The organism is Gilliamella sp. Bif1-4, assembly GCF_001690535.1.
Lineage (GTDB): Bacteria > Pseudomonadota > Gammaproteobacteria > Enterobacterales > Orbaceae > Gilliamella > Gilliamella bombi.
The window spans coordinates 206973-221566 of record NZ_LZHC01000024.1; the positions used below are offsets into that span (position 1 = coordinate 206973).

At 33.1% G+C, this 14594-nt stretch carries 16 protein-coding genes; 8 read left to right on the forward strand and 8 right to left on the reverse strand.

Annotated features, from left to right (window positions below; all coding sequences use genetic code 11):
• The first annotated feature begins 98 nt into the window (after positions 1-98).
• The 7 genes from lptM (at position 99) to uvrD (ending at position 7415) form a co-directional block, all read left to right on the forward strand.
• A complete protein-coding gene (gene lptM / locus A9G25_RS12780; RefSeq protein WP_176701069.1) occupies positions 99-254 on the forward strand; it encodes an LPS translocon maturation chaperone LptM in 156 nt (51 codons plus the stop codon).
• A 21-nt stretch (positions 255-275) separates the two neighbouring features.
• Positions 276-1529: a diaminopimelate decarboxylase gene (gene lysA / locus A9G25_RS03775; RefSeq protein ID WP_065625798.1), complete on the forward strand. Its 1254-nt coding sequence runs from the start codon at positions 276-278 to the stop codon at positions 1527-1529.
• Positions 1530-1650: 121 nt separating this feature from the next.
• Complete coding sequence (dapF, locus tag A9G25_RS03780; protein WP_065625799.1) at positions 1651-2475, forward strand: diaminopimelate epimerase; 825 nt, start codon at positions 1651-1653, stop codon at positions 2473-2475.
• A gap of 160 nt (positions 2476-2635) precedes the next feature.
• The gene (locus tag A9G25_RS03785; protein ID WP_065625800.1) at positions 2636-3373 is read left to right on the forward strand and encodes a DUF484 family protein; all 738 of its coding nucleotides are present in this window, start codon (positions 2636-2638) and stop codon (positions 3371-3373) included.
• 9 nt (positions 3374-3382) lie between these two features.
• Positions 3383-4303, forward strand: coding sequence for a tyrosine recombinase XerC (xerC, locus tag A9G25_RS03790; RefSeq protein ID WP_065625801.1), 921 nt, complete (start codon positions 3383-3385; stop codon positions 4301-4303).
• A gap of 2 nt (positions 4304-4305) precedes the next feature.
• Positions 4306-5019: a 5-amino-6-(5-phospho-D-ribitylamino)uracil phosphatase YigB gene (yigB, locus tag A9G25_RS03795; protein WP_065625802.1), complete on the forward strand. Its 714-nt coding sequence runs from the start codon at positions 4306-4308 to the stop codon at positions 5017-5019.
• Positions 5020-5234: 215 nt separating this feature from the next.
• Positions 5235-7415 (forward strand): DNA helicase II, encoded by a 2181-nt coding sequence (gene uvrD, locus A9G25_RS03800; RefSeq protein ID WP_141674988.1) that lies wholly within the window; start codon positions 5235-5237, stop codon positions 7413-7415.
• Between the two features lie 77 nt (positions 7416-7492).
• On the opposite strand, the gene cyaY is transcribed toward uvrD, so the two are convergent.
• The 6 genes from cyaY to A9G25_RS03830 form a co-directional block, all read right to left on the reverse strand.
• Positions 7493-7804, reverse strand: a complete 312-nt coding sequence (gene cyaY, locus A9G25_RS03805; protein WP_065625803.1) for an iron donor protein CyaY — start codon at positions 7802-7804, stop codon at positions 7493-7495.
• A 100-nt stretch (positions 7805-7904) separates the two neighbouring features.
• Positions 7905-8417, reverse strand: coding sequence for a surface-adhesin E family protein (locus A9G25_RS03810; RefSeq protein WP_065625804.1), 513 nt, complete (start codon positions 8415-8417; stop codon positions 7905-7907).
• Entirely contained in the window at positions 8418-9209 is a 792-nt protein-coding gene (locus A9G25_RS03815) for a hypothetical protein (RefSeq protein ID WP_065625805.1), read from the reverse strand.
• An 89-nt stretch (positions 9210-9298) separates the two neighbouring features.
• Positions 9299-9919 carry a thiamine diphosphokinase gene (locus A9G25_RS03820; RefSeq protein ID WP_065625806.1) on the reverse strand — a complete coding sequence of 207 codons (621 nt, stop codon included), beginning with the start codon at positions 9917-9919 and terminating at the stop codon, positions 9299-9301.
• Between the two features lie 35 nt (positions 9920-9954).
• Entirely contained in the window at positions 9955-10416 is a 462-nt protein-coding gene (gene rimI, locus A9G25_RS03825; protein WP_065625807.1) for a ribosomal protein S18-alanine N-acetyltransferase, read from the reverse strand.
• The gene (locus A9G25_RS03830) at positions 10385-10792 is read right to left on the reverse strand and encodes a DNA polymerase III subunit psi (protein ID WP_081297135.1); all 408 of its coding nucleotides are present in this window, start codon (positions 10790-10792) and stop codon (positions 10385-10387) included. The genes rimI and A9G25_RS03830 overlap by 32 nt, the downstream gene beginning before the upstream one ends.
• 88 nt (positions 10793-10880) lie before the next feature.
• Between A9G25_RS03830 and rsmC the strand changes: the two genes are divergently transcribed.
• Positions 10881-11921 carry a 16S rRNA (guanine(1207)-N(2))-methyltransferase RsmC gene (gene rsmC, locus A9G25_RS03835; protein WP_065625809.1) on the forward strand — a complete coding sequence of 347 codons (1041 nt, stop codon included), beginning with the start codon at positions 10881-10883 and terminating at the stop codon, positions 11919-11921.
• A 151-nt stretch (positions 11922-12072) separates the two neighbouring features.
• Here rsmC and A9G25_RS03840 read toward each other — a convergent pair whose 3' ends face one another.
• Positions 12073-12426, reverse strand: coding sequence for a hypothetical protein (locus tag A9G25_RS03840; protein ID WP_141674989.1), 354 nt, complete (start codon positions 12424-12426; stop codon positions 12073-12075).
• A gap of 651 nt (positions 12427-13077) precedes the next feature.
• Positions 13078-14448, reverse strand: a complete 1371-nt coding sequence (gene hemN, locus A9G25_RS03845) for an oxygen-independent coproporphyrinogen III oxidase (protein ID WP_065625811.1) — start codon at positions 14446-14448, stop codon at positions 13078-13080.
• Positions 14449-14594: the final 146 nt, after the last annotated feature.

Here is a 14594-nt window from a genome sequence, read left to right on the forward strand (position 1 = left end):
TCTGTTTATGTACGCATGATGATTTGCGCTTTGCAGCATTGTGCCTATCGTGTAATATAGATAGTATTATAAAAAATGGAAAGAATTGCGAATATTGTATGAAATCAACTATAAAATTACTCCCTATCTGTTTTGTTACATTGGCATTAGTAGGATGTGGATTAAAAGGTCCGCTTTATCATCCAGTTGAAAAAACAGCAATGCAACAAACAAAACTAACAACTGCTTCAATTCAATCTGTTTTATTTATTTAAATTGCATAATGGAATAAAATGATGGATTTTTTAAATTATCAACAAAATCGTTTATTTGCCAATCAGATAGCGATAGCGGATCTTGCTAAGCAGTATGGTACACCATTATATGTTTATTCGGCCGAATATATAAGTAAACAGTTTTTAGAATATGAACATGCTTTGGTTAATAATAAACATTTGGTTTGTTATGCGGTTAAAGCTAATAGTAATTTGGCTGTTTTGAGTTTACTTGCAAAACTGGGTGCTGGTTTTGATATTGTTTCACAAGGTGAGTTAGAACGAGTATTAAAAGCAGGAGCAGATCCTAAAAAAATTGTCTTTTCAGGTGTTGCTAAATCAATAGTTGAAATTGAACGTGCGCTTGAAGTTGGTATTAAGTGCTTTAATGTTGAATCTGAGGCTGAATTATACCGAGTTGATGAAGTTGCTAAAAGATTAGGTAAAATTGCACCGATTTCATTGAGAATCAATCCTGATGTGGATGCTAAAACACATCCTTATATTTCAACAGGTCTTCGCGAAAATAAATTTGGTATTAGCTATGAGTTAGCTTTAGATGTTTATCGAAAGGCAAGCTCATTAGCTAACATTAAAATCGTTGGTATTGATTGCCATATTGGCTCTCAATTAACTCAATTGTCACCATTTCTTGATGCTGCCGATCGTATACTCGCTTTAGTTGATAAATTGCAATCTAATAATATTATAATTGAACATATTGATTTAGGTGGAGGTTTAGGGGTCTGTTATGATAACGAACAACCACCAACAGCATCGCAACTTGTAACCGAACTTAAGAACAAATTAGTTGATTATCCTGATATTGAAATTTTGTTCGAACCTGGGCGTTCGATTGTTGCTAATTCAGGTTTGCTAATTACTAAGGTGGAATATACCAAACACCAAGATAATAACCATTTTGCAATTGTCGATGCAGGTATGAATGACTTAATTCGTCCCGCTCTTTACGATGCTTGGATGAGAGTGTTACCTGAAAAGCAACCACAAACTGGTGATGAATTTTTGGTCTATAATGTTGTGGGGCCTATTTGCGAATCTAGCGATGTATTGGCTTATCAGCGTGAGCTTTCGGTTAAACAAGATGATTTGTTGGTAATTTGTAGTGCTGGTGCTTATGGCTTTAGTATGGCATCAAATTACAATAGCCATTTACGACCAGCAGAAGTGATGCTTATTGATGATAAACAACATAAATTAATTCGCCAGCGTGAATCCTTTGATGATTTATGGCGAGGTGAAGTAGTTTTATAATATTTAACAGGTTATTGAATGCTTAATTATAATAGCATTCCTCTTTTAGTTGATGTTGGTAAACAGTTTAGACTAAAAGTTAAAAATAAAAACATGTTTGACAACAGAAGGTAAACTAGCGATGAACTTTTCAAAAATGCATGGACTCGGAAATGATTTTATGGTTATTGATGCTGTGACGCAAAATGTTCATCTTTCGACAGAAATGATTAAACGTATGGCAGATCGATATACTGGTGTCGGGTTTGATCAACTTCTTCTTGTTGAGCCACCTTATGTACCAGATAGTGATTTTCATTATCGCATTTTTAATTCAGATGGTTCTGAAGTTGAGCAATGTGGTAATGGGGCTCGCTGTTTTGCGCGTTTTGTTCGTTTGAAAGGCCTTAGCCGAAAACGAGTGTTAAAAGTTAGTACCATGAAAGGCAATATTGTTTTAACCGTAAATGATGATAATACCGTGCGTGTTAATATGGGACAGCCTATTTTTGAACCTAACAAAATTCCTTTCAAAGCTATAAAAGAAGAAAAAACTTATATAATCCGAGCACAAGAACTGACTATATTATGTGGTGTTGCATCTATGGGTAATCCCCATTGTGTTGTTCAAGTCGATAATATTGTAACCGCAGAAGTAGCAACACTAGGTCCATTATTAGAGCAGCATGAACGTTTTCCTGAACGTGCCAATATTGGATTTATGCATATTATTGATCGCAATAATATTAATTTACGTGTATTCGAACGAGGGGTTGGCGAAACACAAGCTTGTGGTACTGGTGCCTGTGCCGCGGTGGCAGTAGGTATCAATCAAGGATTATTAAACCAACAAGTTAATGTTAATTTACCTGGTGGCAAATTATTAATTGAATGGAAAGGTGGAAATCAACCACTTTATATGACTGGACCTGCTACACATGTATATGATGGTTTTATTGCTACTTAACTTTAATATCATCCCCCAGTAGGCTCTAAAACTTATTGACAGAAAATAATAAGGCAAAAAACCTTTATGTAGAATATTGATTTCATTTGGATTTTTATCTTTAACCGAAATGAAAACATTAGAAACATGAGATAACACGGTAATGCAATAGACTCTAATTATGGATGATAAAAATACACAAAATTTAAGAGTAAAAAAAGCTCGGCGATCGTCTTCATCATTAAAATTAAATGATGAAATCGTTTGTCAATATATTATTGATAATCCAGATTTTTTTATGAGAAATGCCCGGCATGTTGAGTGTATGCGAGTGCCTCATCCTGTCAGGGGAATGATTTCTTTACCAGAATGGAACATGGCGCGTCAGCGCAATAAAATTAACCAATTAGAGTGCGAAATTTCATTATTACTGGAACATGCCAGTGCCAACGAATTGTTGTTTAATCAGCTAATGGATCTACAAATTGGGTTAATTAAAGCACAGGATCTAAATCAACTTATTGTGTTATTAAACACATGGGCAAAATCATTAGGGCTTAGTGGTGCTTATTTATATCTTTTTGGTGACAAATGGTTGCTTAGTGCGCCATCAAATTACCATCATATAGCTTTAGATTCATCACAATTTGATTTTATTCGTGTTAGACATTTCCAGTATAGTCAACAATATTTAGGTACATTAAATTCAACTGAGCTTGATTTTTTATTACCTGATGAACACGGTTACGTTGGCTCAGTGGCATTATCTTTGTTAGGACAATTTGGTGATTTAGGGCTTTTAATGTTTACTAGTGCTAATCCCGAACATTATCAAGCAGGACAAGGTACATTATTACTTGAAAAAATGAGTGAAATCTTACCAATTTTAATTAGCAGATGGATTATGCGAACAAATTAAGGACATAGTATGGCGCAGCCTAATAAAAATGATAATACGGCATTAACGTTGCCTGTTGATCAATTTTTAAATTATCTAAAGTCAGAAAAGCAACTAAGCTTAAATACTCAGATTAATTATCGGCGTCAACTTTATGCGCTTATTTCGTTGGCAAGTGAGGTTGAAATCTCGAACTGGCAAAATTTGGATTCATCCGCAGTTAGATTGTTAATCAGCCGTAGCAAACAGACAGGCTTACAAGCAAGAAGCTTATCGTTAAGACTTTCTGCATTGCGTAGTTTTTGTGATTGGATGGTTAAAAATGAGCTACTTACTGCTAATCCTGCCCGAGGTGTACTAAACCCAAAATTAGGTCAACACTTACCCAAAAATATTGATATTGACGAAATTAATCAATTGCTTGATATTGAGCATAACGATCCGCTTTCTGTTCGTGACAGAACTATGCTTGAAGTTATGTATGGTTCTGGCTTACGCCTTTCTGAATTAGTCGGTCTTAACTGTCGAGAATTGAATCTTGTTGATGGTGAAATTCGCGTAATGGGTAAGGGGAATAAAGAGCGAAAATTGCCATTAGGTCGAGAATCTATCAAATGGATTAAACACTGGTTGTCAATGCGGAATTTTTTAGCACCACAAGATGATGCTTTATTTATTTCCAAATTGGGTAAGCGTATTTCACCGCGAAATGTTGAAAAACGGTTTGCTCAGTGGGGAATTAAACAAGGGTTAAGCAGTCATGTTCACCCTCACAAATTACGTCATTCATTTGCAACTCATATGCTAGAATCAAGTGGTGATTTGCGTGCTGTACAAGAATTGTTAGGGCATGCTGATTTATCAACGACCCAAGTCTATACGCATTTAGATTTTTCGCATCTATCTGAAGTTTATGATTCAGCCCATCCACGCGCTAAAAGGGGAAAATAACGATGCACTTTTATCGATCTATTAACACAATTAAAGCATTTACTTTCGATTTAGATGACACGTTATACAATAACAACATGATTGTTGAAAAAGCAGAAGAAGAAATGATCAAAACCCTTCAAGGTTATGAACAATTACGCACGCTTACGTTACCCGAATATTTTGCTGAAAAGCGTGCTATACTTGCATCTGACCCTGAAATTTATCACGATGTTATTGTTTGGCGAATTCAAACCATTAAGTCGCTATTAAATAAAACGAATATACCAGCATCAAAAGTTGCTGATGTCATCGACGAAGCAATGAGTTGTTTTAATTTTTGGCGGCACAAGATGAACGTTCCTGAATCAACGCATGCACTATTAACTAAGTTAGCCACTCAATATCCTTTGGCCGTTATTACTAATGGTAATGTTGATATTAACAAAATTGGCTTAAGTGATTATTTTCAATTTTCACTACGTGGTGGTGAACATGGGCGTTCTAAACCTTTTCCTGAAATTTTTGACTTAGCATCTCACAAACTTAATATTCCATCACACTCTATTTTACATGTGGGTGACAATTTATTAACGGATGTTAATGGGGCAATTGATAACGGCTTTTTAGCTTGCTTTATTAATATTTATAATCAGAATATTTTTCAGCTTAATGATACTAGATGTTTACCTCACATCGAAATAACGCAATTGCCAGAATTAGAGAATCTGCTATAATTGATTTTCTTATCTGTACAAATAAACAGTAAAATAAATGTAAAGGTACGTTTCTTTAATAGTAATGGAAATTTTTACCTGAGAAGCTTTGTCTTTATTTATATTCTGTTAGATCACAGTGGACAAACGTATTCGGAATATGATGAAAATACTAATAACTCTTTCAATATTAATGCTACTTGGCGGTTTCTATTATCAAAATAGGTTTGCATATAATGGAAATAAATAAAATATTATTAGACGGCCTAAACACAGAGCAACAAAAAGCAGTCACTACCGATAGTCAATATTCAATTGTTCTTGCAGGTGCAGGGAGTGGTAAAACGCGTGTTTTAGTTCATCGTATTGCTTGGCTTTGTATTGAAAAGAGTTATTCACCTGGCTCAATTTTTGCGGTTACTTTTACCAATAAAGCGGCTATTCAAATGCAAGAACGTATTCAAGCATTAGTAGGCGAGGGTTATTTTAATGGTATGTGGGTGGGTACATTCCATGGGCTTACTCATCGTTTGTTACGCATGTTTCCTGAGCAAGCTAAGTTACCTCCTAATTTTCAACTTATTGATACTGAAGATCAAATTCGGCTTATCAAGCGAATTTTTCACGAACTAAAAATCGACGAAAAACAATGGTCGCCAAAACAGTGTGCTACTTTTATTTCTACTCAAAAGGAAAAAGGGTTCCGAGCGGAAGATATTGTTCCTGAAGATCCTAAACAAGTAATGTGGCAGGCGATTTATCGAGACTACCAAACTATTTGTGATAGAGTTGGATACGTTGATTTTTCAGAATTAATCTTAAGAACGTATGAGCTGCTTTGCCATAATCAAGACGTTTTAAATTATTGTCATCATCGTTTTAGTAATATCCTAATTGATGAATTTCAAGACACTAATAAGATCCAATATCGTTTGGTACAAAAACTAGCAGGTAATACAGCCAATGTAATGATTGTGGGTGATGACGATCAATCTATTTACAGTTGGCGTGGTGCTAATGCGGATAATCTCCAATTATTTATAAATGATTACCCTGAAACTGAAATTATTAGGTTGGAACAAAATTATCGTTCAACAGGTAACATTTTAGATGTAGCTAATAATTTAATATCGAAAAACCAGAATCGATTGGGTAAAAATTTATGGACAGATATAGGCGGCGGTGAACTGATTACGCTTTATATTGGTTTTAATGATATTGATGAGGCAAGATTTGTTGTCAGTCAAATAAAAAAATTCCATGACGAAGGTGGAAAGTACGCAGACTGTGCGATATTGTACCGTAATAATGCACAATCACGTATATTTGAAGACACATTATTGCAAGCAGGTTTACCTTATCAAATTTATGGCACTATTCGTTTTTATGAACGACAAGAAGTTAAATTAGCGCTTGCCTATTTACGGCTATTACATGATCACAATAATGACATGGCGTTTGAAGCTACAATCAATACCCCAACTCGAGGTATTGGTAATGTCACGCTAGATAAAGTTAGATTGACTGCAAAGCAGTATAATATTTCATTATGGGATGCATGTATAATGCTAATCCAAACCAATGCTTTTACTGAACGGCAAAGCGCAGGGATTGGTCGTTTTTTGGAATTAATAGAATCTATCTTCGATAAAGTGGAGCTTAAACCATTTTATAAACAACTTGATATTATCATCAAACTATCTGGCATATTGCAAATGTATGAGCAAGAACCTGGTATTAAAGGGCAATCAAAGCTAGAAAATCTTGAAGAATTGGTATCGGCCGCTGAGCAGTTTTATCGCTTTAATGAAAATACCCTTATTCAAGATAAAGAAACTGGTAAGGCATTAACTGTTTTAGAATCATTTTTAGCATATACGTCATTAGAAAGCCGAGATGTAATTAGTGAACAAGATACAGTTCAACTAATGACTCTGCATTCTGCCAAAGGCCTTGAATTTGATAATGTTTTTATTGTAGGACTAGAAGAGGGCATATTTCCAGACTTAAGATCTTCTCAAGACATTGATAAAATGGAAGAAGAGCGTCGTCTTGCTTATGTCGGGATTACTCGAGCACGTAAGTGTTTAACATTATCATTAGCTCAGATAAGGCGTCTATATGGTCGTGAAGAACGTAATTTACCTTCACGCTTTTTGTCTGAATTACCTATTGATAAATTAAATGAAATTAGTTATCAGGGAACGATGTCGCCTGAAAAAATAAAGTCTTACCCTAAAAAGAAGCCTCAATGTGATGGTTACAAATTAGGCCGTAAAGTATTACATAAGCGTTTCGGTGAAGGAACTATTGTTAACCTTGATGGCGAAGGAGATCATAAGCGAGTACAAATTGCTTTTGTTAATGAAGGTATAAAATGGCTAGTAGTTAAATTAGCAAATCTTACTTTATTGTAGACTTCTTTTAAGTAAAATTTTGTTACTACTCTCTTGAACGGGAATTAATTGTTAAACTAATTCCCATTTTTTATACATTATTGCTCAGCTTGTTCTTTTACAGATTCAGAAAAAATCTGATCAAACGACTTGTCGGTACGATTACAAATCCAATAATTATCAATATAATCAAAATGATAACCTTGTTTTTGAGTGGCTAACCATACCTGAAAGAGTGGTTCTTGCGTATTAATTATGATTTTACTGCCATTGGGAAAACTAACTGTGATGACATTGCCGTTTGTTTCATAGTCTAAATCGATGTCATGTTCATTTACATAATTATCCAAGAATAGTTCGATTTTGTTGAATAACTGCTCGGTAATGGTATGAAATTGTGTGATATTCATAAAGAGATATTCATTCAAATAAATAATAGAGCGATATTAACATAAACGAATATACTCCGCCACAGCAAAGATGGCAAGAGTAAAAGTAGGTACTGATTTACTAATTAGCGAGTGGTAAGGAACAGGCAATAGTAAGTAGCTTATATTGCTCGTTATCATGAGTGATAGCTATCCAACGGTTTGCTATCTCAATTGTGTTGACTAATTTTCCATCACCAAAATTATTTTCGATTGTTCTAAGCTTTCCTTTTGCTAACTCCATTTTGTCGCAATTAGCATAATATTCGATCCTTATGGAATGATAGGGAGTCTCTGTACCATCATCATTTTTTTGTACCAATGCTGGGCTATAATTAGTCACTTCACTAAATACACGAATTTTGGAGTTGAAAGGGTGAAGGTTGATCGATTTTCTATCTAAAAATGAATAGCCAATAGTATTATTGTCGTTAGTTTTTGATGTTGGAATGAATTGTTCTCCTACTCTTGGATCTTTTAAACTTTCAACAGCAGTATTTTCATTTGCTTTTGTATCGATATTAGCTTTTTCCTCTGAGGCATGGCTGAATGCTGCAAAAGAAAAGAGAATTAAAAATAAATTGACCTTTTTCATTTAAATCTTTTCTCCATCTTTTGAGTTAGTTTCTGTAGGATTAGTTTGTGATTGAGTTTGTTTTTTTTCTTTTTCTTTTTCTTTTTTCATTTTTTCTTGGTATTCCTTAATTCGCTCTTGCAGTTCAGCTTCTTGTTTTTCGATGATTGGTTTTAGATCTGGGCGAGCCATAAGAATTGTTTCTTTTTCTAAATCGCCTTGAATAGAACAAAAAATACTACTTTGATTATTAGCAGAAGATTCTAGATAAAGTGCTTTATTAATTGTACCAAACCTTGGAATAACGCCATCGATGGCATAAATATCATCTTCCCATGTTTTAGATTTTGATTTTTTATCATAAATTTTAGCATTTGCTATGTAAGTGTTTTGGCTATAATGTAACCAATTAATATTGCTTAAAGCACTTTTAATTTCATCTTGCTTGTTATCAAAGATAAATCCCCAATAAAGAAACTGACCAGATAAAGTAGTTGAAATATAAATATTTTGATAGCCAACAATTTCTAAACCATGATACTTAAGTGGTTTTTTAAACATGACTTTATTTTTGTCGGGTTTTTGAATAGATTTAACAGGAATATAAGTTACATTATCGGGAGTGGTTGCTAAATCAACGTATTGATTTATTGACTCTTGGTGTTTAGATAATTGTTCAAAAAACTGATTATCACATTGCAAAAATGTATCAATTACCTTATCTGTTTCATCCTGTATATTATTTGTTTGGGCAAAAGATACACAAGAAACGAAAGATGCGCAAACTAGCACAGAAACTTTTTTGAGAAGCATGGCGAATTTCCTTGAACCACAATTATATTTCTTCTTTTGTAAAGGAAGATTGTAAAGTAATGTAAATATAAATGTCAATTGACATTATTTCAATTCTCAATAAAGACCATTAAATCACCGTTTTTAAAAGATATTTTAGTCAAATCACTAATCGCCTTGTTTCTTAAACTAACAATTCCTCCTAGTGATAATGTGGCATCAATTAAGGGGTATTGAAAGCCTGTAATGGTTACACCAGTTACTTTTGAAAGTGGCATTAGTGAAATAATATGATCTTTTACATTGGTTATTTCTTGATGATGTTTGGCAAAAAAGAAATGGCAATAATTATCATAAAAGGTGATTTGATACTGATGATAATATTTTATTGCAACAGAAATATTTCCCAAAAAGTGATCGCTAGCATGGCCACTAGCTCCATAAACATCAAATGCTTTCACCCCTTTACCTGCTAAAAACAAAATTGCTTTTTCAAAATCAGTTTTATTTTGGTCGGGTGTATGAATAATTTGAGTTTTAGGTGGAATTGCTTTGTTAGGATTATAACTATCTAAATCACCAATAATAAAATTTGGTTCGATTGACAAAGTAGACAGATAATTATGGTAAGCTCCATCTGTGCAAGCGATATAGGTGTACTTATCTAAATGGTGAAAGTTATGTTGTGGTGGTTCGCCATTAATAAAGAGTAAAGCTCTATTTTGTGACATTACACTTTTTTCCTTTTGCTAATTTTAACGGTAAATCATAAAGCTAAAGTATATGCCATGATAATAGCGTCTTCTTGTTTACCATTAGTTGTTGGGTAATAATTTTTTCTAATCGTTATTTGGTTAAATCCTAGTGTGTGATATAACTTAATTGCTGGCGTATTTGATTGTCTGACTTCAAGCCAAAGTGTTGAGATTGGGCAGGGCGATTTTATTGTTATTAACCTATCTATCAAATGGTTGAGTAGCTTTCTTGCTAGTCCTTGCTTTCTAAAATCGGGATGTATTGCAATGTTAAATAAATTTGCTTCATCTGCTACATATTGACAAATACAAAATCCAACCATTTGATTATTAATCGTTATTTTAAAATTGAGATAACACTCACCTTGGTTTGAAAGGAATGTCTGTTTTGACCAAGGAATAGCATGGCAAATCTGTTCTAATTCAAAAGCTTCTATTAAATCATGTTCGGTCAGGGTGGAAATGGTTTTCATATTGACATAATTTTTGCCATAGTTGGCGTTTTTGTTGTGGTGTTTTTGCAAGCTGATCTAGACTGGTTGTTTGAATAGTCAATGGATTACCCCAAGATTCATTCAAGGTAATATCAATAAACCAGATTACTGTATTAATTTCATCAGCAGGTATAATTAATTGTTGTGGCGTTAAAAACAATACTTGTTCTTCAGTTAGATGGATAGCATTTAAAATATCAAAATAGATTTTTTGAGTTGGTTTTTGTTCTGCAACCACAATCAACCTAATTTCTTCTCTTATTTGTGTCGTTATTTCACCTTTGAAAACATTGGCATTCCTCAAAACGTATTGAGTTATATTGCACTGCTTTAGATACCAATCTTGTAGTGTCATTATTGACTTACTGTTTTTTATTAGAGATTAAAGATAGTTAATTGTATAATCAATGCATCAATTTATAAAGGTTTTTCATTGAGGAAATATGGCAACATCTGCTTTTACTCCAGCAAGTCAAGTACTTGAACGTCACCAAACATTTTTTAACGATAAAAATGTGTTGATAGCTGGTGATATTCAGGATAGTTATCCATCTATTATGTCGGCAAATCAAGTTAAGATTCATTGCACACAATTTCATACTTATTTACGTCTAAAAGCTAGTGCACGAGGCAATCACACCTATTTTTCATTGTTGCCAGAAGCGGATTTTTACGCAGGAATGAATACACTGATTTACTATTGGCCAAAAACTAAAAGCGAAGCACAATTTCAGCTTTCTTATTTATTACATAATATGCCAAAAGGCAGTGATATTTTTATAATAGGTGAAAATAGAACAGGTGTAAAAAGCGTGGAAGCTTTATTGAGTGATTTTGGTACAATTCAAAAAATTGATAGCGCAAGACGTTGTGGTTTATATCATTTTCAGGCAGATAGCCGTTTAGCCTTTGATCTTGATGAATGGTGGTTAAGTTATCATTTAACTATTGAAAATCAGAATATTGAAATCAAAAGTTTACCCGGTGTTTTTAGCCAAAAAGGGTTAGATGCTGGTAGTGAATTACTGTTAAATACATTGATGGGTCGTACTGATATTATTAAAGGTAATGTATTAGATGTGGGGTGTGGTTCAGGCATCTTATCCACGGTGTTAGGTAAATTATACCCTGATATTGCACTAACGTTATCTGATGTAAGCAGTGCAGCAATTGAATCAAGTAAAGCCACGTTAAACCGTAATCATGTTAATGCCACAGTTGTAGCGAGTGACGTTTTTTCAAATCTAAATGATAAATATCATCTTATTGTTTCGAATCCACCTTTTCATGATGGTAAACAGACTGATTACATGGCCGTTAATACGTTAATCAAAGAAGCAAAAAAACATCTAAAATTAAATGGTTATTTGTGCATTGTGGCAAATTCATTTTTACCGTATCAAACCATTTTAGATGAAACATTCAAAAGCGTTGAAGTGATTGCACAAACGACAAAATTTAAGGTTTATCTAGCAAGCCATTAATAAGTGTAGTTTGTTTATTTTTTCTTAAAAGAAAAAATAAGTTGCAATATATATCACAATTTTTAAGAAATAGGGCGACTCTATCGTCCTATATATAAAATTTAAATATTTAAACACAAACTGATTTCACTATTATTGAATCATATCAAAATTAAGATAGTGCTTTTTTTAATGCTAGAATTTCGTTGTCAGTAAAATCACAGCGCGTAAAGTTTTGATTAAGAATAATAGGAACAGGATTATTTTCTCCGATTACGGCCAAAGCATTACATTTATTTCTAATCACATCACCTATAATGATTGGTCCATCATTTGAGTTTTTATCAAAATTGGCTGCATATTTTACATTTACTCCTTGCACATTGTTCGCATTATATAAAGCTACTATTATTTTACCGTAAACTTTTAATTTAATTGGAACAATGACTGGTGTTAATCTTTGCCCATTAATTTCATCAATAACTTTTATCATTTTATATATTTTTAAAATATTTACTAACCCCATCCACATAATCAATGTAAAAAAAAGAATAATAATAGTCGTAATCACAAATTGAGTTCGCATATTCTCAAGGGCTAAATTGATTGTTGCTAGTGATGGGTCATCAGCAGAAGCTACAGTTATAACTTGGTAATTTGCTTGTTTTCCGCCAATGAAAAGGTAATCACGTTTAATAACTTGTCCTGTTTTAGTAGTAATTTACACTGAACAATTATTAATCATACTTTTTACACGACATTCTCCTTCTACATGATAGTTAACCACAACAGGGTTACGTGATATTCTATAAGCATCAATTAATCAAGGATAATATCTTAGGGCTGTAAACATAGCTAATGCAAAGAACAACATTGCCGCAAAAATTAATTTTATTTGCTGCAATTTTCCTTCTTACTTTAGTTTCATAACCTTTGAAGGGCGAGTTGGAAATACTTCTAATAATTTATTCATCAATGCCATTTTATCAATATACTCCTCATTAAAAATAAAAATTTCATGTCTAAAGGCTAAAATTGCGAATTTAAAAGCTAACCTTTAATCACAATAAAATAAATAATTTGTTATTTTTTATTAAATTAGACTAAATATTATCATAATATTTATTTTGTAGGAATTATTCATATTGTTTACAGCAATTTGACAAACGACTTCAAATTAAATAACTCTAGAAAACTGCTGCTGCCTTACCATTTTTCGCATATAAATATCAAAGCACATACAAATATTGCGTATCAATAAATGTCCTTTAGGTTGGACTTCGATTATATTGTTATTGATTGTCACTAATCCATCTTTTTGCAATGGTGCCAGTAATTTCAAATCTTCAGCAAAATAATCATCAAATTGAATTTGGTATTGTTGTTCAATAACATTTTTATCTAAATGAAAATGGCAGATAAGTTGTTTTATCACATCACGACGAATCTTATCGTCACGATTTAAGGTAAATCCTTTCCATAACCCATGCCCTTTTTGCTCAACTTGAGTTTGATAGATTTTTAGATCTTTCTGATTTTGCGCATAACTATCACCTAACATACTAATGGCCGACACACCAAGTCCAAGTAAATCAGCATCGCCTTGAGTTGTATACCCCTGAAAATTGCGATGCAATTTATTTTCTTGTTGAGCAATAGCTAATTCATCAGAGGGCTTAGCAAAATGATCCATACCGATAAAGTGATAACCAGCTTCGGTTAACTTTTTAATGCTAGTTTGTAGGATCTGCAATTTTTGATTGGCATTAGGCAAATCATCATCTTTAATTTTACGTTGGGCAGCAAAACGACTTGGTAAGTGAGCATAATTAAATACACTTAAACGATCGGGAGAAATATCAATCACTTTATTAAGCGTTTCGGAAAAACTCTCAATGGTTTGTTTTGGTAGGCCATAAATTAAATCTAAACTAATTGAGTGAAAATTATTTTTGCGTGCTTGATTAATAAGGGATCGTATTAACATTTCATCTTGTTCACGATTAATTAGGCTTTGGATTTCGTGATTAAAATCTTGAATTCCCATACTTAACCTATTAAAACCAACACTTGCTAAATGGTCAATTGTTTGTGGTGTAATTTCACGCGGATCAATTTCGATGGATAGTTCGGCATTAGCAACAAAATTAAAATGCTTTTTTAGTGAGGTAATCAATCGAATAATTTCAGCATCGTTTAAAAAAGTCGGTGTACCCCCCCCCCAGTGCATTTGTGTTACCGTGCGATGTTTAAATAATTTTGCACGTTCGGCAATTTCAATATCTAAAATGTCAAGGTATTTGGTAACTTTTTGTGTTTGGCGAGTAATAAGCTTATTACAACCACAAAAATAACAAAGCTTATGACAAAACGGAATATGCACATAAAGCGATAACGGTTTTGTGGGATAACGAGTTGCCGCCGATAAAAATTCTTGCTCATTAAATTTTTCGTTAAATTCAAGTGCAGTAGGGTAAGAGGTATATCTTGGGCCAGAATAATTATATTTTTCAATTAACGCTTGATCCCATAATTGCGTATCAGCCATGCTTTTTACTTCCGCTTATGTATATCTTTAGTGTTGTTATTTTTATGAGTTTTTACTATTGCTTTTTGTTGGTTCTTGATTTTGGTTTTAATTTTGATTCGATTAGTTTTATTTAAATATAACAATGTGCAAATCAATAACCCAAA